Source organism: Propionigenium maris DSM 9537 (genome assembly GCF_027925155.1).
In the GTDB taxonomy this organism is placed as follows: Bacteria; Fusobacteriota; Fusobacteriia; order Fusobacteriales; family Fusobacteriaceae; genus Propionigenium; species Propionigenium maris.
In genome coordinates this window covers 12,042-38,578 of sequence record NZ_BSDY01000010.1, presented here as the reverse complement: position 1 = coordinate 38,578, position 26,537 = coordinate 12,042, and the positions used below count along the sequence as shown (strand labels likewise).

General features: G+C 41.7%; 28 protein-coding genes and 1 pseudogene. 21 read left to right on the top strand and 8 right to left on the bottom strand.

Annotated features, from left to right (window positions below; genetic code table 11):
- Window positions 1-100: 100 nt before the first annotated feature.
- The 3 genes from QMG11_RS11460 (at window position 101) to QMG11_RS11450 (ending at window position 2,836) form a co-directional block, all read left to right on the top strand.
- Complete coding sequence (locus QMG11_RS11460; protein ID WP_281836113.1) at window positions 101-1,441, top strand: APC family permease; 1,341 nt, start codon at window positions 101-103, stop codon at window positions 1,439-1,441.
- A gap of 399 nt (window positions 1,442-1,840) precedes the next feature.
- The gene (locus tag QMG11_RS11455; protein WP_281836111.1) at window positions 1,841-2,104 is read left to right on the top strand and encodes a hypothetical protein; all 264 of its coding nucleotides are present in this window, start codon (window positions 1,841-1,843) and stop codon (window positions 2,102-2,104) included.
- A 156-nt stretch (window positions 2,105-2,260) separates the two neighbouring features.
- Window positions 2,261-2,836 carry a nitroreductase family protein gene (locus tag QMG11_RS11450; protein WP_281836109.1) on the top strand — a complete coding sequence of 192 codons (576 nt, stop codon included), beginning with the start codon at window positions 2,261-2,263 and terminating at the stop codon, window positions 2,834-2,836.
- A gap of 467 nt (window positions 2,837-3,303) precedes the next feature.
- Here QMG11_RS11450 and QMG11_RS11445 read toward each other — a convergent pair whose 3' ends face one another.
- A complete protein-coding gene (locus QMG11_RS11445) occupies window positions 3,304-4,155 on the bottom strand; it encodes a hypothetical protein (RefSeq protein WP_281836108.1) in 852 nt (283 codons plus the stop codon).
- A gap of 146 nt (window positions 4,156-4,301) precedes the next feature.
- Here QMG11_RS11445 and QMG11_RS11440 point away from each other — a divergent pair, with 146 nt between their 5' ends.
- Both QMG11_RS11440 and QMG11_RS11435 read left to right on the top strand, forming a co-directional pair.
- Complete coding sequence (locus tag QMG11_RS11440; RefSeq protein ID WP_281836107.1) at window positions 4,302-4,601, top strand: hypothetical protein; 300 nt, start codon at window positions 4,302-4,304, stop codon at window positions 4,599-4,601.
- A 15-nt stretch (window positions 4,602-4,616) separates the two neighbouring features.
- A complete protein-coding gene (locus tag QMG11_RS11435) occupies window positions 4,617-5,030 on the top strand; it encodes a hypothetical protein (protein WP_281836106.1) in 414 nt (137 codons plus the stop codon).
- A gap of 29 nt (window positions 5,031-5,059) precedes the next feature.
- On the opposite strand, the gene QMG11_RS11430 is transcribed toward QMG11_RS11435, so the two are convergent.
- Window positions 5,060-6,205 carry a GGDEF domain-containing protein gene (locus QMG11_RS11430; RefSeq protein ID WP_281836105.1) on the bottom strand — a complete coding sequence of 382 codons (1,146 nt, stop codon included), beginning with the start codon at window positions 6,203-6,205 and terminating at the stop codon, window positions 5,060-5,062.
- Between the two features lie 208 nt (window positions 6,206-6,413).
- Between QMG11_RS11430 and QMG11_RS11425 the strand changes: the two genes are divergently transcribed.
- From QMG11_RS11425 to rbr, 10 genes and pseudogenes are all read left to right on the top strand, one after another.
- Window positions 6,414-7,073 carry a response regulator transcription factor gene (locus QMG11_RS11425; protein ID WP_281836104.1) on the top strand — a complete coding sequence of 220 codons (660 nt, stop codon included), beginning with the start codon at window positions 6,414-6,416 and terminating at the stop codon, window positions 7,071-7,073.
- Window positions 7,074-8,468, top strand: coding sequence for a sensor histidine kinase (locus QMG11_RS11420; protein WP_281836100.1), 1,395 nt, complete (start codon window positions 7,074-7,076; stop codon window positions 8,466-8,468). It begins immediately after the preceding gene.
- A 39-nt stretch (window positions 8,469-8,507) separates the two neighbouring features.
- Window positions 8,508-9,335 carry an ABC transporter substrate-binding protein gene (locus QMG11_RS11415; protein WP_281836099.1) on the top strand — a complete coding sequence of 276 codons (828 nt, stop codon included), beginning with the start codon at window positions 8,508-8,510 and terminating at the stop codon, window positions 9,333-9,335.
- On the top strand, window positions 9,325-10,050 hold the full coding sequence (locus tag QMG11_RS11410) for an ABC transporter permease (RefSeq protein ID WP_281836098.1): 726 nt from the start codon (window positions 9,325-9,327) through the stop codon (window positions 10,048-10,050). The genes QMG11_RS11415 and QMG11_RS11410 overlap by 11 nt, the downstream gene beginning before the upstream one ends.
- Window positions 10,047-10,736 (top strand): ABC transporter ATP-binding protein, encoded by a 690-nt coding sequence (locus QMG11_RS11405; RefSeq protein WP_281836097.1) that lies wholly within the window; start codon window positions 10,047-10,049, stop codon window positions 10,734-10,736. Before QMG11_RS11410 ends, QMG11_RS11405 begins: the two co-directional genes overlap by 4 nt.
- A 9-nt stretch (window positions 10,737-10,745) precedes the next feature.
- Window positions 10,746-10,952, top strand: a complete 207-nt coding sequence (locus QMG11_RS11400; protein ID WP_281836095.1) for a hypothetical protein — start codon at window positions 10,746-10,748, stop codon at window positions 10,950-10,952.
- 15 nt (window positions 10,953-10,967) lie between these two features.
- Window positions 10,968-11,180, top strand: a pseudogene (locus QMG11_RS11395) (thioredoxin family protein); the annotation flags it as partial.
- A gap of 11 nt (window positions 11,181-11,191) precedes the next feature.
- Window positions 11,192-11,884 (top strand): YjjG family noncanonical pyrimidine nucleotidase, encoded by a 693-nt coding sequence (locus QMG11_RS11390; protein WP_281836093.1) that lies wholly within the window; start codon window positions 11,192-11,194, stop codon window positions 11,882-11,884.
- 36 nt (window positions 11,885-11,920) lie between these two features.
- Window positions 11,921-12,748 carry a M23 family metallopeptidase gene (locus QMG11_RS11385; RefSeq protein WP_281836092.1) on the top strand — a complete coding sequence of 276 codons (828 nt, stop codon included), beginning with the start codon at window positions 11,921-11,923 and terminating at the stop codon, window positions 12,746-12,748.
- Between the two features lie 108 nt (window positions 12,749-12,856).
- Window positions 12,857-13,393: a rubrerythrin gene (rbr, locus tag QMG11_RS11380; protein WP_281836091.1), complete on the top strand. Its 537-nt coding sequence runs from the start codon at window positions 12,857-12,859 to the stop codon at window positions 13,391-13,393.
- A gap of 49 nt (window positions 13,394-13,442) precedes the next feature.
- Here the strand turns inward: rbr and QMG11_RS11375 are convergent, their stop codons facing one another.
- Window positions 13,443-14,144, bottom strand: coding sequence for an aspartate/glutamate racemase family protein (locus QMG11_RS11375; RefSeq protein WP_281836089.1), 702 nt, complete (start codon window positions 14,142-14,144; stop codon window positions 13,443-13,445).
- A gap of 520 nt (window positions 14,145-14,664) precedes the next feature.
- Window positions 14,665-15,960: an L-cysteine desulfidase family protein gene (locus QMG11_RS11370; protein ID WP_281836087.1), complete on the bottom strand. Its 1,296-nt coding sequence runs from the start codon at window positions 15,958-15,960 to the stop codon at window positions 14,665-14,667.
- A 230-nt stretch (window positions 15,961-16,190) separates the two neighbouring features.
- Between QMG11_RS11370 and pdxR the strand changes: the two genes are divergently transcribed.
- Window positions 16,191-17,606, top strand: a complete 1,416-nt coding sequence (gene pdxR, locus QMG11_RS11365; protein ID WP_281836086.1) for a MocR-like pyridoxine biosynthesis transcription factor PdxR — start codon at window positions 16,191-16,193, stop codon at window positions 17,604-17,606.
- Window positions 17,607-17,704: 98 nt separating this feature from the next.
- Window positions 17,705-18,379 (top strand): hypothetical protein, encoded by a 675-nt coding sequence (locus QMG11_RS11360; protein ID WP_281836085.1) that lies wholly within the window; start codon window positions 17,705-17,707, stop codon window positions 18,377-18,379.
- A gap of 39 nt (window positions 18,380-18,418) precedes the next feature.
- On the opposite strand, the gene QMG11_RS11355 is transcribed toward QMG11_RS11360, so the two are convergent.
- Complete coding sequence (locus QMG11_RS11355; protein WP_281836083.1) at window positions 18,419-18,910, bottom strand: Crp/Fnr family transcriptional regulator; 492 nt, start codon at window positions 18,908-18,910, stop codon at window positions 18,419-18,421.
- 161 nt (window positions 18,911-19,071) lie between these two features.
- Between QMG11_RS11355 and QMG11_RS11350 the strand changes: the two genes are divergently transcribed.
- The 4 genes from QMG11_RS11350 (at window position 19,072) to QMG11_RS11335 (ending at window position 23,025) form a co-directional block, all read left to right on the top strand.
- Window positions 19,072-20,904 (top strand): amino acid permease, encoded by a 1,833-nt coding sequence (locus QMG11_RS11350; RefSeq protein ID WP_281836082.1) that lies wholly within the window; start codon window positions 19,072-19,074, stop codon window positions 20,902-20,904.
- Window positions 20,905-21,239: 335 nt separating this feature from the next.
- Window positions 21,240-21,617: a DUF1622 domain-containing protein gene (locus tag QMG11_RS11345; RefSeq protein ID WP_281836080.1), complete on the top strand. Its 378-nt coding sequence runs from the start codon at window positions 21,240-21,242 to the stop codon at window positions 21,615-21,617.
- A 50-nt stretch (window positions 21,618-21,667) separates the two neighbouring features.
- Window positions 21,668-22,171, top strand: coding sequence for a GrpB family protein (locus QMG11_RS11340; protein ID WP_281836078.1), 504 nt, complete (start codon window positions 21,668-21,670; stop codon window positions 22,169-22,171).
- Window positions 22,172-22,194: 23 nt separating this feature from the next.
- Window positions 22,195-23,025: a mechanosensitive ion channel family protein gene (locus tag QMG11_RS11335; protein WP_281836076.1), complete on the top strand. Its 831-nt coding sequence runs from the start codon at window positions 22,195-22,197 to the stop codon at window positions 23,023-23,025.
- 18 nt (window positions 23,026-23,043) lie between these two features.
- On the opposite strand, the gene QMG11_RS11330 is transcribed toward QMG11_RS11335, so the two are convergent.
- The 3 genes from QMG11_RS11330 to QMG11_RS11320 form a co-directional block, all read right to left on the bottom strand.
- Window positions 23,044-24,201 (bottom strand): L,D-transpeptidase family protein, encoded by a 1,158-nt coding sequence (locus QMG11_RS11330; protein WP_281836074.1) that lies wholly within the window; start codon window positions 24,199-24,201, stop codon window positions 23,044-23,046.
- 186 nt (window positions 24,202-24,387) lie between these two features.
- Entirely contained in the window at window positions 24,388-25,368 is a 981-nt protein-coding gene (locus QMG11_RS11325) for a zinc transporter ZntB (RefSeq protein ID WP_281836072.1), read from the bottom strand.
- 18 nt (window positions 25,369-25,386) lie between these two features.
- Window positions 25,387-26,436: a mechanosensitive ion channel domain-containing protein gene (locus QMG11_RS11320; protein ID WP_281836071.1), complete on the bottom strand. Its 1,050-nt coding sequence runs from the start codon at window positions 26,434-26,436 to the stop codon at window positions 25,387-25,389.
- Between the last annotated feature and the right edge of the window lie 101 nt (window positions 26,437-26,537).

The window sequence follows — 26,537 nt, the reverse complement described above, 5'->3', positions numbered from 1 at the left end:
TAATGATAGTGTAGCGTCACAGAGGTGACAAGTAGAGAAGAAGTCAGATGTTGAACCAGGGTAGGTAGTTACTTAAAAGAGAATATGGGAGGATGGAAGTATGGCAGAAAAGTTAAAGGGAAAGTACGGATTTTCTGTAGCTTTTTCAATGGTAGTAGGAATTGTAATTGGTATCGGAATCTTCTTTAAGGCAGCACCGGTAATCGTGGCTTCAGGTATGAATCCTAAGATTACAGTAGCCGCTTGGGTTGCAGCAGGGGTTATCTCAATCCTTTCAGGACTTACAGCAGCTGAGATTGGTGCAGCAGTTCCTGAAAAGGGCGGAATCATTGCATGGATAAGAAGAGTTTATGGTGATAAGGTAGCATATATGGTAGGTTGGGCTCAGGCTGTTATCTACTGTCCTGCAATTGTAGCTATCCTGGCATACTACTTTGCAGTATTTACCATGGAGTTCATGGGAGTAGAAGCAACTACTACCCTTCATATGGGAATCTCTGTGGCGGCGATACTTGTTGTATTTGCCACAAACACATTTACAAAAAAAGCTGGTGGAATTGTGCAGACTATAGCTACTGCAGCTAAGATTGTTCCCCTTGCAGTTATAACTATATTTGGATTTATGTCAAACAACAACCCAGAGGGTGTATTTGCAATGTCTGAAGCAGCAAAAACTTCTACAGAGTCTCCGCTTTTACTATTTGGTATGGCTCTTGTACCTGTAATGTTTGCTTTCGACGGTTGGATCTATGTAGGTACCATCTCTGGAGAACTTAAAAATGTAAAGAAGGATCTCCCTAAGGCCATCATCCTTGGACTTGGATCCATCACTTTAATCTATACACTACTTAATATAGCTCTCTTAAAGGTATTCCCAGCTGAGCAGCTTGTGGAACAGGGAATGTTCGGAGTAGCTAATCAGCTTCTTGGTCCTATTGGTGCAAAGTTTGTATTCCTGGGAATCATGGTATCAGCCTTTGGAGGACTTAATGGATTTACCCTTGTATCTACAAGAGTACCATATATCCTTGCAAGTGAGGGACACTTCCCTGCAAGCGAGTATATCTCAAAGATAGATGAGGCTACAGAGCAGCCTATGAGATCTTGCGGACTTATGTTTATACTGGTAATGGGTTACCTGGCAGCTATGTTTGTTACAGGTAATGCAGATGTATTTGGAGATGTTCCAGTGGCGCTTTTCTGGGTCTTCTACTCCCTTGTATTTATGGGTGTAATTATCCTGAGAAAGAAGGAGCCAAACCTAGAGAGACCATACAAGGTTCCTCTATACCCAGTAATTCCTATCCTGGCAATTATCGGAGGACTTTCCATAGGAATCTATGCTACTATCTCAAACCCAAGCTACATGCTGATCTCTATAGCAGCAACTCTTGGAGGACTTGTATTCTATAAGAAGGCTCCTCAGGCAGTATCTGCATAATAAAATAAAGTTAAAGCACCCAAATGGGTGCTTTTTTATTTGCTTCAAGTTATTAGAGAGATCTCAAAGTTAACCTCAAACCTTAACTCTAATTACAAATTACTCCTTGTACCTTTTATCTTGATACAAAAGGTACCTAAAAGATCAAGACTTCCGATAATAGTCTTAGAGAGTACAACTTATTTTCCGTTTCTTCTGTGGGCTCTGGATAGAACCTATTCTGTATGACGAAACGAAGCAGAGATAATAAGTGACGTGGGACGACCATCTGCAGTCGACCATTTTAGGTTCTCTAACTCTGTTTAGTTTTTGCATGAAATACCTAAAGAATCTTCTTCACTAAGTAACTAAAAAGGATTTAAACCCTTTGGATAGTAAGTTTATACAAGGAGGTGGAGTATGAATCTAAATGAGCTGAGAGAACTTTTAAAGGGAAGAAGAGTTCTTATCGAGGGAAAGTGGGAGCTCTTGGAGTTTGATTCTGTGGGGATTGTCAATGGGGTAGAGGAGATAGATGACCTTCTTGTCATCACCCTGGATAATCAGAGTAAGTTTATAGGTCGAGTCACCAGAGTAAAGTATGAGGACAGCAATACCCTGGACTTTATAAGCACCACTCCCGAGGAAAATGAGATTATCATCTTCAGAGTAAAACCCCTCTAAAAAAGCACTCCACAGTGCTTTTTTTAGTTATCCCATGAATTTTTGCTACTTCTCTACTCCTTAAACTCACGATGAAAAGCACTCCCTCTTGACAAGGAAGAGTTTATAGTGAAGTCTTAGATAGTAACCTTTAACAACTTTAGATTAGGAGGTAAGATGAATACACTGGAAGTAATTTCAAAAAGAAGAAGCATTCGTAAGTTTAAGGATCTTCCCCTGCCAGAGGAGACGCTAAATATAATACTGAAAGCAGCAACCCAGGCTCCCTCTGGTAAGAATCGCCAGCCCTGGAAGTTCATTCTTGTAAGGGAGGATAAGCGGAGGGAAATGGTGGATACCATGCGTCGGGGAATATCCAAGATGAAGGAATCTGGGATGGATGTAGGGAGCAGCGAGAGGTCTGCAGATATAATGGAGGAGGCTCCTGTTACTATATTTATCTTCAACCCCTATGGCAAGGCCCCATGGCTGCCACACTCTGTAAGGGAGAGCTTTGAAAACCTTGTGGATATACAGTCTGCAGGAGCAGCTATACAGAATATGCTTTTAGCTGCCCAGGAACTGGGAGTTGGCTCCCTCTGGATCTGCAATATCTTCTATGCCTATGAGGAGCTATGCACCTGGCTGGGTGAGGAGGGAGAAATGGTCGCTGCTGTATCCCTGGGATACCCCGACGAAGCTCCTGATGCCAGGCCCCGTAAGCCCCTAGAGGATGTCATCAGACAACTCTAAGAGAAGATATATACTTATTTAAAATTTATCCTTAATAAAAGTGGCGACTTCCCCGAAGGAACTTCTTTACTTCATTTACAGTACTACACTAATTCATATAAAGTAAGAACAAGCCTCCCCTCTTTATGTCGATTCAACTTTAAACCCACATATTAACTAGGCCGTACAACAGAATAAGTTCCACACCGATAAACTATAAACACTACATCAGGAGGGAGGACTGTAGCTTACAAAGGCCGTAGATTAACAGTTCTTCTCGTGAGAATTTATAAAGAGGGGCACATTTTCTTTGGTTCGTTTCTTTTGGGTGACAAAAGAAATGAACACAATAAACAGGGGTCTAAAAAAAGTTAGAAGTAATCTGAGCTTTTAAAACCATTCTTTCCAATTTCTAAACTAAAAGCTTTTCTCCACTTTCCTAAATCAAAAAATATAAATAGGTGTGCTTAAAGGCACACCTATTTTATTTAATATCTGTATTCATTTCTCATGGTAAGAACACCCTCACTGGTAAAGGTATCCCTCTTCACAACTCTTCCGCTCTTATCATAGGTTAGCTCATCATATGCCTTTAAAACCTGATTTTCATACTCCTCCATCTTCACAAGGAGATCTCCCTCGTAGATATACTTCTCCACAGTGGTTCCATAGGACTTCTCTGCCACCCTGTCTCCCTGGTAGGTATACTTTTCCTGTCTCTTCACCTTTCCATTGCCATCTCTATAGACTACCTTAGTTATCCTTCCCCTGTTGTAGCTGTACTCCTCTACCTCTACAAGCTTATTGTTTCCATCGTAGGTAGAGACCTTATCTATATAGAAGCTGTCCTTATAGGAGTACTTCTTAATAGTGTATACTTTGTCCTTGGCATCTCTATACACCTCTTCAGTGAGCCTCAGAAGTTTATCGTAGGTATAGGTTACCGAGTTGTTGTATATACCGTACATCCATACCTCACTCCTTGTAAGAAGAGCCAGGGTGTTGTAGTAGTTCTCATTCTCCTGGAAGGCCATTCCCCTTCCCAGACTCTTAACCTCCCTCTTTGGGTGGTACCTCTTCTCTATAAGCCTTTCATCCTCATCAAAGTAAAACTCATTTCTTGTAAGAACATCTATATTTTTTACCAGCTTCTTTTGGGGCGAGTAAAAATAAATATATCTTCCATCTATCTTGTAGCTGTTATCCAGCTTTAATTTTTTATCCATCTCTACTTGTTGGGTTTCTATCCTCTTCTTCGTCTCATCCTTCTCCCCTCTTTCTGGGGTAAGGCTCATGCATCCAGTCATTACCAGCAAAAATACGCTAACTATCCATCTCATAATCTATCCTCCTAGTTCTCTTGCCTATATTCTATAAGAAAAAGAGAGATTTTACAAATAAAAAGCTAAAACCTTAAAAAAACATCAAACTTCCATCACACTGGAGGAGTATTCTATCCCCATATACAAGTGAAGGAGGCAAAGTTATGAGTAAAAAGAGAATACTATTTATCGGAGCTTTAATGTTGGGTAGCGTAGCCTTTGCAGGGGGAGATCTCAACCTTAGCAGCGATATCCCTGTATGTACCCCAAAGATTGTTGAAAGATATGACTCCGATCCTCAAAATGAGGTAAAGGATATCATCCAGAGGATAAGTGAAAATGAAAACCTGCTCCAAGAGGAGTACAACAGGGAAGACAAGAACTGGGATGAGATACAGAGACTAACTTTGGAAGGCGGAGAGCTTAAGGGTGAGCTGGAGTACATTATATTATCTAGAAATTAATTAGGGAGGTTTACGATGAAGAAAGCATTATTTATACTACTGGCAATAGCTTCGCTAACTGCATGTGGTGGGAAGAAGGAGGAGGTTAGAAAGACTCCTTCCCAGGAGGGAACCATGGTAGAGGTTGCAGAAGTAACTGAAAATAATTCCGCTGCAGAGATTATTCAGTCGGGAGAGGAGATGGATGACCTTCAGTCTGCCTATGAGAAGAATATAGAGGGTATCTGTGTCATAGATGAGGTAAGGGAACTGGGAGACCCTGAGTTGGAACAGCTCTATGGGGATCTGGCTCTTCTTCAGGAAAGGGCAGATGAGTGGGCAAAACTACCAAGAAGCTTGGATGAGCTGGAGGAGATAACAAACGAGATCGGAAGGTTAAAGGGAAGAATTGCATATCGTAGTTTAAGGATCCACTCAGCTTTAAACTAACAAAAAGGGAGCCTTTATTAGAGCTCCCTTTAAGTGTTTTTAAGAGTTGCAGGACAGAGCCTAAAGGCCTTATTCCTGTTTCCTTTCTTATCCTCATACATCTTTTTATCTGCCACAGTTAGAAGATGGTCAAAGGTAAAGGTAGAGGCCTCCTCTGGCTTAATATATGCTGCTCCCAGGGAGAACATGAGCTCCCTGGACTTTCTACCCTTGAGTCTTTTGGTGAGAAGGGAGAGCTCCTCCCTGTTCTTCAGGAGGGTTACCACAAGGAACTCATCTCCTCCCATCCTGACCAGGTAGTCCTCATCCCTTCTGAAGGAGGTACTCAAGAGACGGGTAAAGGAGAGTATGTACCTGTCTCCTGCTTCATGACCCAGACGATCATTTACAACCTTCAGGTTATCCAGATCGGTATATATAAATCCCCAGCAGCTTCTCCCCGATCTTCTGATCCTTTCCTCGATTACCTTGAGGTACCTTCTGGTATAGAAACCTGTAAGCTCGTCCCTTGCAGAGAGGATCTCCTTCTCCTTTACCCTCTTCATAAGAAGAACAGTTCCTGCTCCGCTCAGTGCAACAACAGCAAGGACCACTGCAAAGGTACGGAGAGTTCTTCGAATACCCTTTAAAAGAAATCTCTTGAAGGATCGCCCTACTCCCAGGATATACTCATTGCCAAAGTAATCCCTGTTGTAGGTCAGGTTCACAATATATTTTTCCCCCTCCACAAGGATATAGCCCTCATTCCGTGAACCTATCTTCCTTGAGGCTACAAGGTCCATACTCATATTCAGAAGTCTCTCATTCTCCACCTCCCTGGAGTAGAGACTGGTATAGGGATTGAGCTTTTCAAAGTCTGATTTTGGAAGCCACATGGATTTTACAAGCTTTTTATCCCTTACCTCCAGAATCCAGAAGAGATCGACCTTCTTTATGGTGCAGTACTTTCTTACCTCTGCCAACAGACTTCTGTACTCCACCTTGGAGATCCCTGCGGGCAGGTGGAATCTGTAGTGATAGTCCTTGGGAAGGATGCTCTCCATCTGAAGGTTGGACCTTTCAAGAGTTTCATCGAGGTAGCTTTTCTCAAGGGTAAGAAGGGCTCCCATAAGGATGAGTGAAAATATAAAAAAGGAGATGTTCATATATAAAAGTTCCTTTTTTGAAAATTTCATCTATTAAATACCTCCTGGATTTTTTTCTATTATACTTGAAAGATCTGGGATTTTCTATCTATTGTAATTTTTTATAGTTTTTACTCTAATTTCACAAGGATTTAAAAGTAAACAAAAATAAAGTTTTAAAATTATTTACATATTCTGTAAAGAAGTTTTGCAAGAGGTTTCATTCTATTATATAATTATTAGGAAAATAGGAGGCCATATGAAAGAAATATTATTAGTTGAAGATGAAGATAAAATGAGAAAAATAATAAAAAACTATCTTGTAAAGGAGGGGTACAAGGTCACTGAAGCTGCCGACGGTGAAGAGGGGCTTACAGCCTTTGAAACCGGGAACTTTGACCTGGCAGTTTTAGACGTAATGATGCCAAAAATCGACGGCTGGACCCTGTGCAGGATGATAAGGAAGGAATCGGATCTGCCCATCATCATGCTTACTGCAAGGAGTACAGAGGACGATGAGCTCTTTGGTTTCGATCTGGGAGCCGACGAGTATGTCACAAAGCCCTTTAGTCTGAAGATCCTTCTGGCAAGGATCAAATCCCTCCTAAAGAGGAAATCCGGGGGAGACGGAGGTGGCCTCATCATAGGGGATATCCACATCGATGAGAAGAGTCACAGGATAACCTACAAGGGGGAGATACTGGACCTCACTCCAAAGGAGTATGAGATGCTCCTCTTTATGGTTAAGAACAAGGACACTGCCATTACAAGGGAGAGGTTCCTCAACCAAATATGGGGTTACGACTACTACGGGGACCTGAGAACTGTGGACACCCATGTGAAGCAGCTGAGAAAGAAGTTGGATAACAGGTATATAAAGACTGTTAGGGGTATCGGGTATAGATTTGAGGGTGAGTAGATGAAGACAAAGCTGAGTACAGATATATTTAAGTATATGATTGTGGTAGCTCTGGCTCCCATTATCATTATATACCTCCTAAACGTGACCCTTCTTGACAGCTACTCCATCAAGATGAAGTGGAAGGAGCTTGACAGGATCTCCTACTCCCTTACCCAAGGATCGGGACAGGGGGATATCCCCAGAATAAAGAGGGAAAAGAACGTGGAGATCTACTTCTTTGATAAGGACAACAAATACAGCTACAAGCTGGACGAGGACATCAGAGGAGCCCTGGACAACACCTACTGGGACGGTATAAAGCTGGGAGAGAGCCGACAGATCACCTATCAGAAGGGACAGGGGATAAGCCTTCTTATGAATATAACCAGGATCACAGGAAACCTTTACCTCATTATCACCACCCCTGTATCCTCGGTAGAGGACGCGGTAAAGGTAAGTATGAGCTTCTACCTCTACAGCTTTATAATCATGGCCCTTCTCTCACTGGTTATATCCTATATCTTCTCCAGAAGGGTAAGTATACCTATAATCGAACTGGATAAAAAGGCCAAGAGCCTCTCCGAGCTGGACTTCAGCGAGAAGATCGAACTCCATACGGGAAATGAAATCGAGAGTCTGGGAGAGAGCATCAACCTCATGTCCAGGAAGCTGGAGGAGGCCATTGAAAACCTCAAGGCATCCAACAGGGAACTCCATGCAGACCTCATAGAGGAGAAGAAGCTGGAGGAGATGAGAAAGAGCTTCATCTCCAGTGTTAACCACGAGCTGAAGACTCCCCTGACTATTATGAAGGTATATGCTGAAGGGATAACAGAGGGGGTAGCTGAGCCAGAGGAGATAGGGGATTACTGTGCCACTATAGTGGAGGAAGTGGAGAACATGGAGAGGATAATCAAGGAGCTTCTCTACTTCTCAGAGATAGATGCAGGGTATAAGAAGCCCCAGATAGAAGCCTTTGACCTCACCGAGCTGGGAAAGAAGGTTCTCTCCAAGTTCAGAATGGACTTTGTAGAAAAGAAGGTTAATGTTAACTTCCGGATAGATAACCTCACAGTTCTAGGAGATATAAAACTCATAGAGAGGGTGCTGGAAAACTTTATCAGTAACGCAGTGAACTTTGTCCCTGTAGAGGGAAGGATCGATCTCGAGGGAATACAGGAGGGAGACAGAGTAAGGGTAGTAGTAAGAAACAACGGTGAAAGGATTCCCCAAGAGAAGCTGGAAGCCATCTGGAAGCCCTTCTTTAAGATAGAGGAATCACGTAACAGAAAGTATGGAGGCACCGGCCTTGGTCTCTCCATAGTCGCCAAGATACTGGAGAAGCACGATTCAGATTATGGTGTAAAAAACTTAGACGAGGGTGTAGAGTTCTACTTTACCCTTAAAAAATAGAACCGGGACAGAATACCTGTCCCTAAGAGGGGGCATACTATGAAAAAGATAATACTTCTAACCTTTACCTTTCTGCAGCTTAACATCTGGGCTATTCAGGTGGCTGCCCCAAAAGCCCCTCCCAGCATACCACTGCTGGGAATGGATATCGACCTCACCCTCTATCAGGATGTTTCCACAGAGGGAATCCCTGCCATAGTAAGGGGAAGGGGTGATATCTACATCCTCCCAGTTAATGTAGGAGCCAAGCTCTACAACAAGGGAGCTGACATAAAATTTCTTGGGGCTACCAGTGAGGGGCTTCTCTCTCTCCTCTCCTCTGAGGCAGAGGATCTTGGAGAGCTGGAAAGTAAAAAGCTCTATATAGGGGGACAGGGGTCATCTCCCGATGTAATCACAAGAACCATCATGGAGGAGAGGGGTATAGAGGCGGATATCCTCTACAGATCCTCCCCAGAGATAGCCAAGCTTCTTATCACAGGAAGAATTCAGAACGCTATCCTTCCTGAACCCCTGGCAACTATGGTTCTTGCCAAGAATCCAAATATTCAGAGGGTAGAGGAACTAAAGGATCTGTGGCCGGGAGAGGCCATCCCCCAGGTGGGAATATTTGTCCTGGGAAGCTCCCTGGAGACCAAGGAGAAGGAGGTAATAGAATTCATAGAGGGATATAAAGAAGCTCTAGAATCCATCTCCACAGAGGATATAGAGAGAGCCATCGATGAATTCAACCTTAAGATGAGTGTAGAGGAGTTCAAAAGTTCTCTGGAGTATATGAACCTAACCTTTGAAAGGGACAGGAAGAGTATGGACAACTACCTGAAGAAGCTGAATATAGAGGTAGGGGATGACTTCTATGCCTGGTAGGATCTCATATGTCATTCTTCTGGGAGTATGGGCCCTCCTCTCAGCCAGAGTGGGCAGCCTCATCCTTCCATCACCGGTGGAGGTAGCTGGTGTGTTTAAGAATGAGATCCTCACCCTGGGAGGGCTTATGGAAACTTGGGAGACCCTGGGAAGATTTATATCCTCCTACACTATTTCTGTGACCTCTGGAGTTCTTATGGGAGTCGTAGCCTTTAGGTATAGAGGGATAAGGAATGGAATATGGCCTGTTATCACCTCTCTTCAGGCCACTCCTGTAATATCCTGGATCCTCCTGGCCCTTCTCTGGTTCTCCTCGGGGTTTATTCCCTTCTTTGTACTGTGGGTTTTTATCTTTCCCATCATCACTATAAATATGTATGAGGGACTCACAGCCACCGATGAAAAGTTAATTGAGATGGCCAGAGTGTATAAATTCAGCAGAAGGGATACCTTTTCCAAGATATACTTTCCCTCTGCCCTTCCCTACCTGAGAGCAGGTATGAAGATCTCAGCCAACTCAGCCCTTAAGGTGCTGGTAACCGCTGAGATTGTGGGAAGGCTGCCAGAGGGAATGGGAAGCAGCATGAACAATGCATGGCTGAATATAGATACAGCTTCCCTTCTGGCATGGACCATCTATCTGGTCCTCCTTACAAATATAGTGGAGGATAGTATCTCCACAGCTATGTCAAAAACCTTTAGGAGGTATCTATGATTCAGGTAAGAGGCCTCTCTAAATCCTTTGAGAGGAAAATAATCTCAGACTTCAGTATAGAGTTTACAGCAGGTAAAACCTCTGTAATCCTAGGACCCTCCGGGTGCGGAAAAACAACTCTCTTCAATATTCTCTCAGGTCTCGACAGAGACTATAGGGGAGAGATCTCCATAGACAACAGGGTGAGTTATATCTTTCAGGAGGACAGACTCATCCCGTGGCTCACAGCAAGGGAGAACCTGGAATTAGTCCAGGATAGAGAGAGCAGAGATAGGAATGCCCTGGAGAATATTCTGAAAAAGTTTCACCTGAGTCATCGGAGAGATTCCATGGCCAGGGATCTCAGCGGCGGAGAGAAGCAGAGGCTTTCCATAGCCAGGGCTTTTCTTCACAGAAGCAACACCCTTCTTATGGATGAGGCTCTGAGATCTATGGACCTCTCCCTTAAGCTAAAGATTATAGAGGAGATCAACACCGCTCTAAAGGAGTATAAAAAAACCATGGTAGTTATCAGCCACGATATCAGGGAGGCTCTCCTTATGGCTGACACCATCTACGTTATGGAGAAGGATCCCATGAGGATTGCAGATACAATTGACATCCATATTCCCAAGGAGGAGAGAAACCTCTATGATGAGGAGATCCTTCACCTGGAGAAGAGACTGTATACACTACTCTTAAAGTAAGGAGGTACTATGGACACTACTATAATCAGATGCCGGAGGTGCGGTAAGAAAAATAGGATTGCCCTTAAGAATATAGACTCAAAGTTGAACTGTGGACACTGCAGGGAAAGACTCACTATCCTGGACTCGCCACTTAATATTGGGGAGCTTCACTTTGAGAAGGAGGTTCTCCAGGAGACCGGTCTTGTGGGAGTCATCTTCTCTGCAGATACCTGACCCCACTGTGTAACCCTCGGTGAGGAGTTAATAGAGCTGGCTAAAACCTTCAAGGGAAGGATTAAGTTTGTAAAGATAGATGCAAGGGAAAGTGCACTCCTTGCAAGGAAGCACAAGGTAATGGGGGTTCCCGCCATCTTTCTCTATAGGGATGGAGTTAAGATAGATGAGATAAGAGGGAAGCTTCCCAAGGAAGAATTTAAGGGGTGGCTCACAAACCACCTATAGATGGAGGTAGGATGAAGTATAAGGTACTATTATTTGATGCTGATGACACACTCTTTGACTTTAAGAGGACAGAGGAGTTTGCCCTAGAGGACGCCCTGAGAAGGATAGGGATAGATTATAAGAGAGATTTCCATCTCTCCCACTACAAGGAGATAAACGGTAAGATCTGGAAGGAGCTGGAGGAGGGAAAAATTGCCCTTAAAAAGCTAAAAACTGAGAGGTTCAGAAGATACTTTGACAGGCTGGGAGTGGAGTTTGACCACATGGACTTTGCCAATATCTACATGGAATCCCTGGGAAAGGGATCCTTTCTTCTAGACAACGCCAAGGAGGTAGTAGAGGAGCTCAGCAGAAGTACGAGGATGGCAATAATCACCAACGGTCTTTCCAAGGTACAGGATAAGAGGATAAGGGGGTCTATTATAAGTCACCACTTTGAGGAGATCATAGTTTCCGAGGAGGTTGATATTGTTAAGCCGGACCCGGAAATTTTTCAGCTAACAATGGAGAGGATAAACCACAGAGATAAATCATCGGTGCTCATGATCGGTGACAGCCTGGTATCGGATATCCAGGGGGGGATCAACTACGGAATCGACACCTGCTGGTACAACCCTAATGCCAAGGAAAATACAAGGGGAATAACTCCTACCTATGAGGTGAGGTCCCTAGAGGAGCTCAAGGAGCTCATCCTGAACTCCTAAATTTAACCGTTGTTTCAAAGTAAAGGAGGTTTTCCTGTGAGGAGTATTATCCTGATCCTGTCTCTTATTTTAACCTCTACTCTCTTTGGTAGGGAACCTAAGCTCTCCTCTAAGGAGGTAAAGCAGGGGGAGTTTTTTATCCTAACTCTTCCTGAGACAGGAGATTATCGGATTACCTTCCCCCAGGGGAGGACACCTATAAGAACCTTTCCCAGGGAGGATTATGAGATTGCCTTTGTACCGGTTCACTACTCAACTCCTCCAGGAAGCTATCCCCTTAAAGTAGAGAGAGATGGAGAGTTTCTTCTGAAGGAAGAGGTAGAGATTAAGGATGGGGAGTTTGAAAAGAGCTATATCAGAGTGACCTCTGCTACCAAAAAAAAGAAGTCCAAGAAAAATGTAGAGGTCATGGTGAACTATGCCAGAGAGGCAAGGAAGGATTCCTCCCAGATAAAGCTCTGGGAGGGAGAGTTTATCTATCCCCTTAATGGAAGGATAACCACTTCCTTTGGAGCCACAAGGTATGTAAACAACAAGTTAAGCGGTTACCACTCAGGAGTGGACTTTGCCGTTCCTGTGGGAGTTCCTGTCCTGGCTACCAACAGGGGCAGGGTGGTTCTTTCCATGTACCTCAAATCCACGGGGAATACTATTATTATAGATCACGGGTTAAACCTCTACTCCAGCTACTCCCACATGGACAGCAGAGAAGTAGAGACAGGTAATATAGTTGAGAAGGGGAAAGTTATAGGAAGGAGCGGAAATACCGGCTTCTCCACGGGACCCCACCTCCACTTTACAATGAGTGTGGGAAATACCTTTGTAGATCCATTTCTATTTATTGAAAGAAAGCTTATAGATTAATTAATCTTTTTTTATAGAGGCTTATAAAATGATCCAGGATTTTGAAAACTTACTTATTCTATGTTAAAATAGGTCAATCTTTTATTACATAAAACAGGGGGTAGAATATTGAATTTAAAAGGAACAAAAACAGAAAAAAACCTAATGGCAGCATTTGCTGGAGAGTCGCAAGCTAGAAACAAGTATACTTACTATGCTTCTAAAGCTAGAAAGGACGGCTACCACCAGATCGCTTCCCTTTTTGAGGAAACTGCTCACAATGAGATGGCCCACGCTAAAATCTGGTTTAAGCTGCTTCACGACGGAGTACCTTCTACAGAGGAAAACTTAAAGGATGCTGCTAGCGGGGAAAACTACGAGTGGACTGATATGTATGAAACCTTTGCCAAGGAAGCAAAGGCTGAAGGTTTTGATAAGGTAGCTTATCTCTTTGAAGCTGTTGGTAAGATCGAGAAGGAGCACGAGGAGAGATACCTGCAGCTTCTTAAGAACCTTCAAGAGGAGAAGGTATTTGCCAAGGAGGAGAAGGTAGTTTGGGAGTGTGGAAACTGCGGACACCTGCACGAGGGAACTGAAGCTCCTGAGATGTGCCCAGTCTGTGACCATCCAAAAGCTCACTTTAAGATTCAGGCTAAAAACTTCTAATTTATTAAAAACCCATTACATGGCAGAAGCCGTGTAATGGGTTTTTCTTTTAGTCCTCAGATCTTGTTGCTTCAGCCACAAGGGCAGCAGAGTGGATCTTTGTGGTGTCGAAGACCGGGATAGAAACATCTCCGTCTCCAATGAGAAGAGGAATCTCGGTACACCCCAGGATAACCCCCTCAGCACCTCTACCCTTAAGTCCCTCTATTATCTCCATATAGGCCCTTCTGGATTCCTCCCTGATTATCCCTCTACAGAGTTCATCATAGATTATGTTGTGAACAAGCTTCCTATCACCTTCTTCCGGAACTACCACCTCTATCCCAAACTTCTCCAAAAGTCTTCCCCTGTAAAAGTCCTCGGTCATTGTAAAGTTAGTCCCCAGAAGGGCAACTCTTTTAAGACCTCTTCTTTCTATTTCTCTTCCTGCAGCATCGGCTATGTGAAGCAGTGGAATATCTAGAGCTTCCTCTATCTCTGGAGCCATCTTATGCATGGTATTTGTGCAGATAGCTATGAGGTCTGCTCCCCCCTGCTCAAGCTTCCTGGCTGCCTCTACCATCTCATGGGTCAAGGCCTCCCACCGACCTCTGTGCGGAAGCTTCTCGATATCCTGAAAGTTGAAGGAGTAGAGAAGTATCTTGGCTGAATTAAGGCCTCCCAGCTCCTCCTTGACTCCCTCATTTAAAAACCTATAGTACTCCTGGGTAGACTCCCAGCTCATGCCACCAATTAAACCTATAGTCTTCATCTCTCTCCCCCTTTTTTATTAAATGCTACCTGATAACTTAACAGATTTCAAAAAATGCCTCTTGGCATTTTAATCTTAACTCTATACATAATAATAAGTCTTTCCAGAAAATCATTTATAACAATTTAAAAATGGAATCTATAGTCACTAGCTATAAAACCCTATACCTCTACCTATATCCTACTTCCCTCTTTTATATCGATCTAGCTTTGTACTTGGATTATTAGCTAGGCCGTACAACAAGATAAGTTCCGCACCGATAAGCCATAAGTATTACATCAAAAGGGAGGACTGTAGCTTCAAAAGGCCGTAGATTAATAATTCTACTCATAAGAAATTATAAAGAGGGACACCTTTTCTTTGCTTCGTTTCTTTTTGGTGTAAAAAGAAATGAAGAATAGTCTAGAAGATCTCCCTCTTTAATAAAAATAATATTTATCATAAGTTCACATTCATTTTCCAGAGTTCAATTCTCTCAATAAATTAAGAGGAAGGTTTATATAAACCTTCCTCCATATTCCTATCTTCCAGTCATTATCTTTAGGATTGTCTGGTCAGTTCCTGCCATTCCCTCCTGAGCTAATCTACCGATATTTTTAATAGTCTTCTCTATATCCTCTCCAACAATTCCGTCTCCAGAAGCATATACTCTGCTGTTCATTGCAAGCATGCAAGAGTCAAATGCAGTGTATACTCCAGTGGCGATCTTAGCAGCACATGAAGCCTTTGCACCGTCACAGATAAGTCCAGATACGTTTGCAAGAGTATTTGTAATAGCATCTCCCACAGCCTGAAGGTCTCCTCCAGCTAAGAATGCAAGAGCTCCACTTACTCCTGCAGATGCACATACAGCTCCACAGTAAGCAGATAGTCTACCTACATTTGTCTTTACATGGATTGTAGATACGTGGGATACAAATAGTGCTCTTATAAGAGCCTCTCTGTCAAGCCCCTGGTCCATGCAGTATCTGATAATAGGAAGTGATGCTGTCATTCCCTGGTTTCCAGATCCAGATGTAGTCATTACAGGCAGTGGACATCCGCTCATTCTGGCGTCGGATCCAGCTGCTGCATAACTTGCTGATCTATTTCTCTGGTCGTCTCCATAGATCCCCTTAGCTATGTTTTCCTTGATCATAGATCCTACATTTACACCGTAAGTTTCCTTCAGTCCCTCCTCTGCAATTGAAGAGTTAAGGTCTACTATCTTTCCGAAGATAGGCTCAATTAGAGAGATATCTATATTCTTAGCCAGGTTGTAGATTAACTCTATGCTTAGCATCTCTCTGTCTGAAAGAGCTGAGTTAAAGTCTGCATCGTTACATGGCTGACTTACAAGTACCTCACCATTCTTCTCAATAGTAGTAATGTTTGTGTGTACGTGCTTTATCTCAACACTTGCACTTTCCTCTCCAGCGTGAGCTACGATTCTAGCATAAAGCTTTACATCGTTGTCCTCGTGGTATACGTGGGCTCTTCCAGCTTCCATAAACTCTCTTACTTCAGCCAGCTTCTCCTTCTCTACATTACTGATTACAAGAAGTTCAGCCTCTGCGTCCCCTGCAATAGCTCCCATTGCAGCTGATACTTCGATTCCTACCATACCTCCACTGTTTGGTACGATAACACTCTTTACGTTCTTTATCATGTTTCCAGATACATAGATATCCAGTCTGTCTGGAGTAGCTCCAAGCACCTGTGCTGCCTTAGCTGCTGTATAAGCTATGGCAATAGGCTCTGTACAGCCCTCTGCAGGTACAATCTCCTCCTCTAATATAGTTAATACCTTCTCGATAGTTTCATTATTTATTGTCATCTTTTCTCACCTCGTAAAAAATTAAGCATCTCGATAAAATTTAATTTTGATTTTTTTCAAATAACAGTTATAATAGTGTTATACAACACTTTCGTAACTGTTTTATAATATATGTTTATTTTAACTTCATATAACACTTATGTCAATGTTATATTTCAAAAAGTGTTATACCACAGTTATGCATTTTAAAAACACAATTATTTTAATTTCAGAACATTTAAGGAGGAGATATGAAGAAGAACCTCATAAATATTGATCCATCGGATAAAACACCTATCTACAAACAGATCTACAAGGAGATAAAGGAAAGGATAGACAGGGCGGAGCTTGTTGAGAATACCAAGCTTCCCTCTATAAGGCAGCTCTCTATGCAGCTGGGGATAAACAACCTCACTATCCTCAAGGCTTACAACCTCTTGGAAAGCAAGGGGTATATCTATAAGAAGCAGGGATCGGGAGTCTTTGTAAAAAAGAGGGAGCTTTCCCTCTACTTTGAGCCTCCAAAGGATGTACTTGAGAGCTTTAAGGGAGGGGAAACTGTTGTACAGGACACCATCGACTTTGTCAGCGGAACTCCTTCTAAGAGTATCCTTCCCTTTGATGAGTTTAAGGATATCTCCATAAAACTTCTGGAAAGGGACGGTGTAGACCTCCTTACCTACCACAACACCAGGGGATATGATCAGCTGAGGGCCCACATCACCGAGAGGCTTAAGTCCAGAGATATCTTTATCTCCAAGAGAAACCTCCAGATAACCTCAGGAGCCCAGCAGGGGTTAGACCTCATCCTGAAAGTTCTCCTCTCCCAGAAGAACAACAAGGTTGTTGTGGGAAGGCCTACCTACCACGGAGCCCTGAACACCTTCAGGAAGGAGTGTAAGATCTACAGCGTGGGAATGGACAGGGACGGCTTTGACCTAGAGGAGCTGGAGGAGATCCTCAAGGAGGAGAATATCGCCTTCATCTACACCATGATGGATTTCGAGTCCCCTACTGGGATCTCATGGAGCGATGAGAAGAAGGAGAAGCTCATAGAGCTGGCTGAGAGATACAACACCTATATCGTAGAGGATGACTGCCTCTCAGATCTCTACTTCCACAAGAGAAAACTTCCATTAAAGTCCCTGGATAGGGAGAACAAGTATGTTATCTCCATAAAGAGCTTCTCCAAGGCACTGGTACCAGGGATCAGGCTTGGATATATGATCCTTCCAGATGAACTTACCCAAAAGATCGTGTCCGCTAAGTTTACCTCGGATATCTCCTCCTCGGGGCTCAACCAGAGGATACTCCTAGAGTTTCTGGAGAGCGGTACCTTTGACAAGCACCTGAATAAGCTGAGAAGGCTCTATAAGAAGAGGTATGGGGTAGTAAGAGAGGCCATAGAGGACAGCAACCTCACCATCACCTATGATATAGAGGGGGGATTCTATGTGTGGATCGCCCTTCCAAAGGGTATAGACGGAAATATCTTCTACCTCAACTGTAAGAAGGCTGGTATCTCCATCCTCCCTGGAAATGTATTCTTCCTCAATGAAGGAAGGGTAACCCACTTCAGGCTGAGCTTTGCTGCTGCTGATGAGGAGCAGATCGTAGAGGGAATCCAGAGGATGAATAAGGTCCTCTTCCAGATGACAGCTGAATAGATTTTAACTTTATAGAGCACCCCTCTAGTGACAGGGGTGCTTTTTTAAAGTATCCTTATATTAGATTAAAGATACAATGACCCCTGGAGGCGATGCATATGCTGTTTAAGTCTAAGATGGAAAAACTGGATCTGAGAAAACTCTATAGATTTAATAGGGAAAAAAATGCCTATATTATAGACATATCCATAGACTACTACCGGGACCTATACAACGACTGGGACTTCTCCCCCTTTAAGAGGCGGGACCTGGACACCGACCTGGTTTTATTTATCGAGGAGTGTTCCGAAGAGATCCCCCTGAGGTACAAAGTCATCATCAACTTTTTTATGCCCCTTGATATGAGGGATCTGGAGAAGGAGAAGAGGAGTAAGGCAGGCCTGAACAACTACTTCAAGTATATGCTCTACAAAGTTGAGGGGGATATAGCAAAGCATAGAATAAGAGCCTCAAAATATGCCCTTACTGGTTCCGTCCTTGTGATGATCGCATTCACTCTCCAGAAGTTTATAGAGCACCTGATCTACCTCTCCCTTCTTCCAGAGGGATTCTTTATAGGGGGATGGGTGTTTATGTGGGAGGTATTCACCATCCTCTTCTTCCAGAATGCCGACAGAAAGGCAAAGCTGAGGGAGTACAGGCGTCTCATGGAGGCCGAGGTAAACTACAACTACTATGCGGAGAACTACTCCTATGAGGAGCTTACCCTGCCCACCTCTCCTAAGAAATCTTCCTATAAAAGCGATGCATTAAAACAAATAAAAAAGGGCTGAGAGTTTCTCAGTCCTTTTATCTTCTATAAATTTAAAAGCTTACAAAGTAGTATCCTTTGGATTGCCTTTATCCATACACTCAAAGAGCAGCTCATTGGTCATACTGAGCTTTCTGGATATCTCCCTGGAGATATTGATCATCAGGTGTCCAAAGAGCTCCATATCCGTTTCATAGAAGTCCAGAAGGGCTTTCTTGGAGATTATGGCTAACTCGACATCTTCCATAGCTACAGCTGAGAGGCTGTAGGGCTGCAGTCCTATGACAAACTCCTCCCCCATACAGTCCCCCTCATGAAACTCAAATATCTTGTGGGTTCCCCTTTGAAACCTCACCCTTCCCTTAAGGATCAGATAGATGTAGGTGGGAGCTTCTCTCTCCTTAAAGATAAGGTCTCCACTGCTGTATCTCGCCTCCTCTAAGACCGAGAATATCTTATAGAGCTGATCATCATCAAACCCCCCAAAGATCGCTATTTTTTTAAGCACCAGTTTCATAGTATTTATTTCCAAGTAAGGAATTATATTCTTCAATCTTACCTCCCAATGTTACTTAAATTTAATTTTTCTAAGGGATTAAAATTAATCTTTTGAAAGTATTTAAAACTAGTTAAGGCTGTCTGCCTTAATATATTATTTTACCCCAAAATTTCTATAAATTCATTATAAGAATTTCTGTAAAGGAGGAGAGATAGATGAGCTTGAAGAAGGATCTGACTTTTTTTGATGTATTCAGTATAGCCACGGGAGCCATGATTAGTTCAGGAATATTTATTCTTCCTGGTATAGCTTTTTCCTATGCAGGCCCGGCGGTATTTATATCATATTTTTTAGCTGGTATCTTTGCCCTCATTGGAATACTCAGTGTGGCTGAGCTTTCCACCGCCATGCCCAAGGCCGGAGGGGATTACTACTATATCTCAAGGACCCTGGGGCCCATGATAGGAACGGTAGCGGGATTCCTCAGCTGGTTTGCCCTCTCACTGAAGAGTGCCTTTGCAATATTTGGTATAGCTGAGGTGATCTATATCACCACTGGCTTAAACCTTCTCCTGACCTCCCTTGGGGTCTGCCTCTTCTTTGTAGTTTTAAATATTGTGGGGGTAAAGGGGGTGGCCAAGCTTGAGGTAATGCTGGTTGTGGGGCTTCTTGCATTGATGGTGATCTACATCCTCTTCGGGGCATTTTCTGTGGATAGAGGTGCTTTTGTCCCTCTTCTTCCCGAGAACCCAAACACCATCCTTATAACCTCAGGGTTTATATTCATCTCCTTTGGGGGTCTCCTGAATATATCCAGTATAGCTGAGGAGGTAAAGGACCCCCAGAAAACAGTCCCCCTTGCAATGCTTTCATCAATATTTGTAATAACTGTAATCTATACCCTTATGCTCATAGTTACCGTAGGTGTTCTTCCGGCAGAGGAGCTGAGCGGCTCCCTGACTCCCATAGCTGATGCCAGCAGAAGGTTTATGGGAGGTTTCGGATATCTTGCCATAACTGTGGCTGCAATGTTTGCCTTTGTAACCACAGCCCTTGCTGGAATAATGGCAGCATCCAGATATCCCATGGCCCTTAGTAGGGACAGCCTCTTACCTAGCTTCATAAGTCGTATAAATAACAGGCTTCACACTCCGGTTACCTCTATAGTTTTCACAGGTATCTTTATAGGGGTATCCCTCTTCTTCCCGCTGGAAGTTCTGGTAAAGATCGCATCAACAGTTGTCCTCACCTCCTATGTCCTTACCAACCTTTCGGTAATAATTTTAAGAGAGAGTAAGATACTAAACTATCAGCCTAGCTTTAAATCTCCACTCTATCCCCTGCCCCAGATAGTGAGCATATTCATCTTTACCTTTTTTATCGCAGATCTGGGTCTTGAAGCTGCAGAGATAAGTATCTCCATGCTCCTCCTTAGCCTGGGAGTGTACTTCTTCTACGGTAAGAAGAGGACTGAACAGGAGTATGCCCTCCTCCACATAGTAGAAAAGATACTGGATAAGGACCTGACCACCCACAACCTGGAAACCGAGCTTAAGGAGATAATTAAAGCCAGAGATGAGATAGGAACAGATGAGTTTGACGACCTTGTGGAAAGGGCAAGGGTAATCGATATAAACGGAACTATAGAACTCCAGGAACTCATAGAAAGAATCTCTCAGGAGCTGGAGGTAATGACTGGACAAGACAAGAAGACAACCTATGAGATCCTTTCAAATAAGGAGCGGGAATCTACAAGTGTAGTTTCAGACTTTGTAGCCATCCCCCACGTCATCCTGGAAGGCTCTTCCGAGTTCAACCTGCTCATGGTAAGGTGTCAGGAGGGAATAAGATTTTCAGATGAAGCTCCCATGGTCAAGGCAATCTTTGTCTTCTCTGGAATGAAAGAAAATGTCCTCTTTCACCTGAAGGCTCTGGCTTCCATCGCCTATATCATCCAGGAGAAGCATTTCAAAACCCAGTGGATCAAGGCTAAAAATGAAAACTACCTCAAGGATGTTCTTCTTCTCAGCAGGAGAAAGAGGTTTTAAAGAATATTAGGGTATTTTGAAAGGTGGCTGTAGTATGAGTAAAAAAAGAGCACCTAATAATACAGGAAAGTCTAGCCCCAACTGCCAAGTCGTACTGGTAACCCTTCTGGAGGAGGAAGAGGTAATAATCCTCCTAAAAAATAATTAATTAAACCAAAGCCTCCTATACTAGGAGGCTTCTCTTATAAAGTGGCTTCTTCTCTCCAATGTTTGCTCTCTATATATGATATCTCCATAAAATAAAAAGATTTTAAAAGTTTTAATCGAATAATAGAATTGCATAAATATCTTGTAAAGTATTCACTCTTTAATGACTTAAAGGAGGAGAAAATAAGATGCAAAACTTTATAGGAGATATCAATCAAATTATTATTAATATGTGTCAGCTTCTGGCTTCCATAGTTATATTATTAGGTGTAGTCAAAGCCATCTTAATCTATGCAAGAGATATCTTATATCGAGAAAAATCTCTAGATGCAATCCAGGAGAGCAGACTGGAGATAGGGCACTCCTTCTCCTTGGGATTGGCCTTTCTCATAGGTGCCAGTATTTTAAAGACCATCATTACTCCCAACTGGGACGATATAGGGCAGCTGGCAGCAATAATTGCAATCAGAACTACTCTTAACCATTTTTTATTGAAGGATCTTGAGGACATCTTTAAAAGAAACAACAATGTCAGTGATCAAGGAAAGGATAGTAAAGAAAAGTAAGATATATTTATGAAAGAGTTCTATGAAATATTTTTTAACGGAGGAATTTTATGAAAGAAATGGAAGCGGATATTTTAGTTTCATACAATCCTGAATGGAATCAAAAATTTATTGAGGAAAGAAAGAAACTCTTAAATGAAATTCAGGAAGAGGGTATAAGGATAGAGCATATTGGAAGCACCTCTGTGGTAGGAATGGAGGCCGTACCTACTATAGATATGATGATAGGTCTGACGGAATTTGATAGAGGTATAAAAAATGTTAAACGTGTTTTAAAGGACAATGGATACCGTGAAATGATCAATCATCTAGAGCTCAGCGAGCGTTGCCTCTTCATAAAGGAGGATGACAGTGGTACAAGGATTTTTACGGCTCTTGTTGTTAAGGTAAATGGAAGGTTGTGGAGAAAAAAACTGGAAAAGAAAAGACTTCTTTCCACCTCTGAAGAAGCCAGAAAAAACTATGCAGACTTTAAAAGAAAAAACATAGAGGAGTGCGGGGGTAATTTGGATGAGTACTACAGGCTGAAGGAGGAGTATTTTTCAAAAAAATGATGAGATAGGGGGTGGAGAGTTTGATGGAGGTTTTTAATCATTTTACACCATTCATCTTTGCAGCATTGACCATGATTACTACTTTTTACCTGGTAAAGTTAATTAAAAAGATTATCAATGAACTTCTGAAAAAGGCAAATCAGGAAGTTGCAAAATTTAATTTTATTAAATATTCCATTGCAGGAGTACTGTATATATTGGGGATGGGAATAGCACTGTCATTTATTCCTATCTTTAAAAGTGTTTCCCAGTCAATCTTTGCAGGATCTGGGATCTTAGCTGTTATTCTTGGATTTGCATCTCAGCAGACCTTATCCAATATCTTAAGCGGTATACTCATAGAACTCTTTAAGCCCTTTCAAATAGGTGATCGTATAACTGTTCTGGGAAAAACTCCAATTGGGGTTGTGGAGGATATCACCCTGAGGCATACTGTTATCAGAACATATGAAAATAAAAGAATCATCATCCCCAATGCCACTATGAGTAATGAGCTTATTGAGAATGTAGACATCATAGAGGGAAAGGTGTGTAAGTTTTTTGAGATAGGAATAAGTTATGATTCAGATGTAGATAGGGCAATTGATATAATAAGGGAGGAAGTACTCAGTCATAAGGATTACTTTGACAACAGGACAGAGGCAGAAATAAGAGACGGTACCCTTCCCCCTGTAACAGTTAAGGTTAATGGCTACGGAGATTCCTCCGTCAACTTGAAAGCATGGGTATGGGCACCGGACAACACAGTAGGGCGTCAGCTTCTGTGGGATCTCAATTACTCTGTAAAGAAACGTTTCGATGCTGAGGGAATAGAGGTACCATACCCTTACAGGACCATTGTGATGAAAAAATAGGGGCTTTTGAGCCCCTTTCTACATTACTATAACCAGCGCCGGATTTTCAGGTATTTGACTATTTCCTTTTTTAATTTTACCATTTAATATCCATTTAAATAAAAATTCAGAATGCTTTACAGTGTTTCGGACACATTTTCTTGTTTCAGGGTATGTTCCCATTTTAGCCTCTTTTATATCTTTTAGGTAGGCAGTCAGATATTTATCCTTATAATTAATAGGAGTTCCGTGGATATAGCCACCGCCGGAAAAACGGAGGGCATTATTAGCATACCCTACTATCTCTCCCTGAGCATTTGTATAGGTCATTACTTTCTTTACCTCTGATACCACAAAGACACCTTTGGGAGTTTCATATCCAATATGATTCTCTTTGCCGGTTTTACTATAGGAGTAAGAAACTAACTTCCATTCACCTGCTACCCTTTCAAAAACTCCAAAATTTTGATTTTTAATATCAACAACGATAATCTTTTGAGGGACTTCCCTTATTCTTAAGTTTTTATTTAAAAGTTTATTGCTTATTTTTAAAGGGGATTCAGCTATTCCAAGGGTTTTTACTAGGGATAGTTCTTTATCGTTCTTTAAAATAGAAAGAAGTCTTCCGTCGGGAACAAATATTACCTCTCCCTTATAAGATACTACTGCGCTCTGCTCCTCTACACTTCCATACCTATCCCTTCTTTTTTTTGCATTTTTATTACTTGGATTTGGACGATATGCATCGACAGCACTTAGAGTTCTTCCATGGGAGACCTCTCTCTCTATGAACTCCTCCAGTTTATTGATCTCTTCCTTCATATTATCAAATCTAAACTCCATAAACTTTACAATATCATAGTGGACAAAGGCCTCCTCTCCTTTTTGATTTAATACCTTATACCATTTTTCACCTTGAGAATTTTCCACAACCTCTAAAACAGCCATCTTTTCCAAGTAATCTGCAATCCCCTTTAAAGAACTTTTTGAACTTGGCCTCTCCCTTAAGTTGACTTTGTTTTTTTGTGGAAATACATAGCTGAAAAAGGAGGGAAGGCTTCCTTCATATTTAATCTCCAACTGTATTTCATCTGGTATCTTATTTTGGTATTTTTTTAAGACTTTCAAGTTTTCTTCATTACCTAGAGAAGAGATACTCAATAAAACTAGCAAGATGAGGGTTTTAATCCTAATCATACTCATCACTTCCTTCCAAGTAAATTATATTCCATTGAATAAGTCTGTCCCGTACTGAATAGAGAACCTGTTTAAGGTCTGCCTTTAAATTTTTAAGGTCCTTATAACCACATCATATTTTTTCGCTCCATGTAAATTTAACTCCATAGCTCTGCTATCATAATTAAATTCAAATATTATTTGTGGCTAAATCCATTTTTTAATTTTAAAGATTAAAAGCTCCACAACACCTAGAAGTATCAGGATAATACATACCATTAAGAAGGCCAGGGAGTTATCGGTTCCGGGAATTCCTCCTACGTTTATTCCCAACAGGCCAGTAAGAAAGCCCAAGGGCAGAAAGATTGTAGCTACAATGGACAACACATACATGGTTTTATTGAGCTGCTCACTATAGATACTGTTAATCTCTTCATGGGTTATGGCTGCCCTGTCCCTAGCTGAGTCAATATCTTCTAGGTACCTAATATATTTTTCTGTAAGTTCCTTTATCTTGTATATCTCCTTTCTTTTAAACCATGATATCTCAATTCCTCCCAAATTGTTTAACACTTCCCTTTGAGGAGAGAGATAACGACGGATATTGATCGCCTGCCTCCTCAGAGAGGAAAGGACAGATCGGAGCTTAATATCTGCATTATCCACTACCAGCTCCTCTATCTCATCTATCTGATCATCGATATTCTGAGTTATCTCCCCTATCCTGTGGGATATCTTCATTAAAATTTCCAACAGGAATTCATAGGAGTCTTTGGGTCCGGTGTTTTTTTCAAGGGAAGACTTAATGTTGTCTACAGCCAAAACCTTCCTATGACGAATTGTAATTATCCGTTTCTCCTCCATGTAGATATGAAGAAATACCATATCGTCGGGATCCTCTCCAGGATTGAAGTTTACCCCCCTCAATGATAGAAAGAGCTTGTCTTCCTCCTTTAGAAGCCGAGGCCTGTCTCCCCTGCTTAACAAAGCTTCTGAAATATTTTCTGAGATCCCGCTTTTTTTGTCGATCCATCCATCCTCTGTATCTTCAGGAAGAGATAGATGCATCCAAAGGGTTCCCTTATCAGGGGACCAGGTATTAATCTCATCCCAGCCATAGTTTACAGCTCCTCCCTTTCCATCCAGCAAAAGGGAAAAGATCAATTCGTGGTTATTATCTGCTTCCATAATAAACCTCCTCAGTAACTAACTATCTTCTTTGTTCAAATCGTTCTTACTCCTTTCTATTTCTGCATTTAATCGAATTTCAAACTCCTTTAATCGGTTAAGTTTGTCTTGAAAGGTTTTTTTATCTATCTCCTCTGATACTGATCCCATCACTTTCTCGACTTCATCAATTTTATTTTTAATATCTTCGAGCTGCTTGATCTTATCCTCCAACCTTTCTGCAATGTCTGCCTTCCCAAAGACAGTATCCTCAGGAATTACTTCAAGATTCTGAGCCTCATTTTCAAGAGAGTCCTTAGGAATAAACTTTAAATCATTTACAGATCTGGTATTCATGAAGTTGGGAGATACAATCTCAATGGAGTTTTTGTGAAGAATACGGAGGATCTCATCATTTAGTTTGGAGTTGGCTGAAATTAAATATTTTACTTCTGAAAGGAGGCCACTGACTCTGTATAGTATTGAAAAATCACCCAAATTGACAGTGTATACAAAAGGTTCCTTCAAGCCAGAATTTTTTGCAGCCTCAATAAGCAGGTTTTTTATTAAATCAGGTGGTAAATCATATCCCAAGGAAATTTCAGAGGAAATTATTGTTCCTGAAGAATGAATTACCTTGATAGGTTTAGCTATAAGAAAAATATTTGGTATGGTGACAAGGTTTCTATCCTCCGTTTGAATCTCAATATGAAAGAGTCCTTTTTCAGATATTCTTCCTAAATAATCACCTGTTATTATAAAATCTCCCATCTTCAAGGAACTTATACTTCTGAGCATAATTCCAGCCATTATATTTCCTAAAACGGTAGTTGAGCTTATAGCAATGGTGGCACTTAGAAGAATCCCTAGGAAGCTTAGGATTTGTCCCTTGAGGTTATCCTTAAGAGGAAGAAGTATTATGAATAAAAACAAGAAAATGAAAACTTCAGCAGACATTATGATTTGAGAGTTTAATTTTATATTTGTACCATCATGGGTTGATTTTTTAAAATAATAATGGGTTAAAAACAAAACCATGAATGAAAGTAAGATTACAATCAAAGGTTGTATAAAAAAAATTAAGCTCATAATAACCTCCTCCATAAATCGTCATTTTCCTATATAAATAATACACCTTCAGGTTAATGGTTTTCCTGTGAGGTGTCTCTAAATAGAGGTAGATAACTGAC

Excerpts from the sequence above, each read along its gene's own strand:
- QMG11_RS11425 (WP_281836104.1), top strand. The coding sequence starts at position 6,414 with ATGAAAGAAATATTATTAGTTGAAGATGAAGATAAAATGAGAAAAATA.
- QMG11_RS11440 (WP_281836107.1), top strand. The coding sequence starts at position 4,302 with ATGAGTAAAAAGAGAATACTATTTATCGGAGCTTTAATGTTGGGTAGC.
- QMG11_RS11340 (WP_281836078.1), top strand. The coding sequence starts at position 21,668 with ATGAAAGAAATGGAAGCGGATATTTTAGTTTCATACAATCCTGAATGG.
- QMG11_RS11410 (WP_281836098.1), top strand. The coding sequence starts at position 9,325 with ATGCCTGGTAGGATCTCATATGTCATTCTTCTGGGAGTATGGGCCCTC.
- QMG11_RS11420 (WP_281836100.1), top strand. The coding sequence starts at position 7,074 with ATGAAGACAAAGCTGAGTACAGATATATTTAAGTATATGATTGTGGTA.
- QMG11_RS11415 (WP_281836099.1), top strand. The coding sequence starts at position 8,508 with ATGAAAAAGATAATACTTCTAACCTTTACCTTTCTGCAGCTTAACATC.
- QMG11_RS11320 (WP_281836071.1), bottom strand. The coding sequence starts at position 26,436 with ATGAGCTTAATTTTTTTTATACAACCTTTGATTGTAATCTTACTTTCA.
- QMG11_RS11400 (WP_281836095.1), top strand. The coding sequence starts at position 10,746 with ATGGACACTACTATAATCAGATGCCGGAGGTGCGGTAAGAAAAATAGG.
- QMG11_RS11430 (WP_281836105.1), bottom strand. The coding sequence starts at position 6,205 with ATGAAATTTTCAAAAAAGGAACTTTTATATATGAACATCTCCTTTTTT.
- QMG11_RS11435 (WP_281836106.1), top strand. The coding sequence starts at position 4,617 with ATGAAGAAAGCATTATTTATACTACTGGCAATAGCTTCGCTAACTGCA.
- QMG11_RS11460 (WP_281836113.1), top strand. The coding sequence starts at position 101 with ATGGCAGAAAAGTTAAAGGGAAAGTACGGATTTTCTGTAGCTTTTTCA.
- pdxR (WP_281836086.1), top strand. The coding sequence starts at position 16,191 with ATGAAGAAGAACCTCATAAATATTGATCCATCGGATAAAACACCTATC.
- QMG11_RS11455 (WP_281836111.1), top strand. The coding sequence starts at position 1,841 with ATGAATCTAAATGAGCTGAGAGAACTTTTAAAGGGAAGAAGAGTTCTT.
- QMG11_RS11370 (WP_281836087.1), bottom strand. The coding sequence starts at position 15,960 with ATGACAATAAATAATGAAACTATCGAGAAGGTATTAACTATATTAGAG.
- QMG11_RS11450 (WP_281836109.1), top strand. The coding sequence starts at position 2,261 with ATGAATACACTGGAAGTAATTTCAAAAAGAAGAAGCATTCGTAAGTTT.
- QMG11_RS11330 (WP_281836074.1), bottom strand. The coding sequence starts at position 24,201 with ATGATTAGGATTAAAACCCTCATCTTGCTAGTTTTATTGAGTATCTCT.
- QMG11_RS11360 (WP_281836085.1), top strand. The coding sequence starts at position 17,705 with ATGCTGTTTAAGTCTAAGATGGAAAAACTGGATCTGAGAAAACTCTAT.
- QMG11_RS11405 (WP_281836097.1), top strand. The coding sequence starts at position 10,047 with ATGATTCAGGTAAGAGGCCTCTCTAAATCCTTTGAGAGGAAAATAATC.
- QMG11_RS11350 (WP_281836082.1), top strand. The coding sequence starts at position 19,072 with ATGAGCTTGAAGAAGGATCTGACTTTTTTTGATGTATTCAGTATAGCC.
- QMG11_RS11335 (WP_281836076.1), top strand. The coding sequence starts at position 22,195 with ATGGAGGTTTTTAATCATTTTACACCATTCATCTTTGCAGCATTGACC.
- QMG11_RS11325 (WP_281836072.1), bottom strand. The coding sequence starts at position 25,368 with ATGGAAGCAGATAATAACCACGAATTGATCTTTTCCCTTTTGCTGGAT.
- QMG11_RS11375 (WP_281836089.1), bottom strand. The coding sequence starts at position 14,144 with ATGAAGACTATAGGTTTAATTGGTGGCATGAGCTGGGAGTCTACCCAG.
- QMG11_RS11390 (WP_281836093.1), top strand. The coding sequence starts at position 11,192 with ATGAAGTATAAGGTACTATTATTTGATGCTGATGACACACTCTTTGAC.
- QMG11_RS11345 (WP_281836080.1), top strand. The coding sequence starts at position 21,240 with ATGCAAAACTTTATAGGAGATATCAATCAAATTATTATTAATATGTGT.
- QMG11_RS11445 (WP_281836108.1), bottom strand. The coding sequence starts at position 4,155 with ATGAGATGGATAGTTAGCGTATTTTTGCTGGTAATGACTGGATGCATG.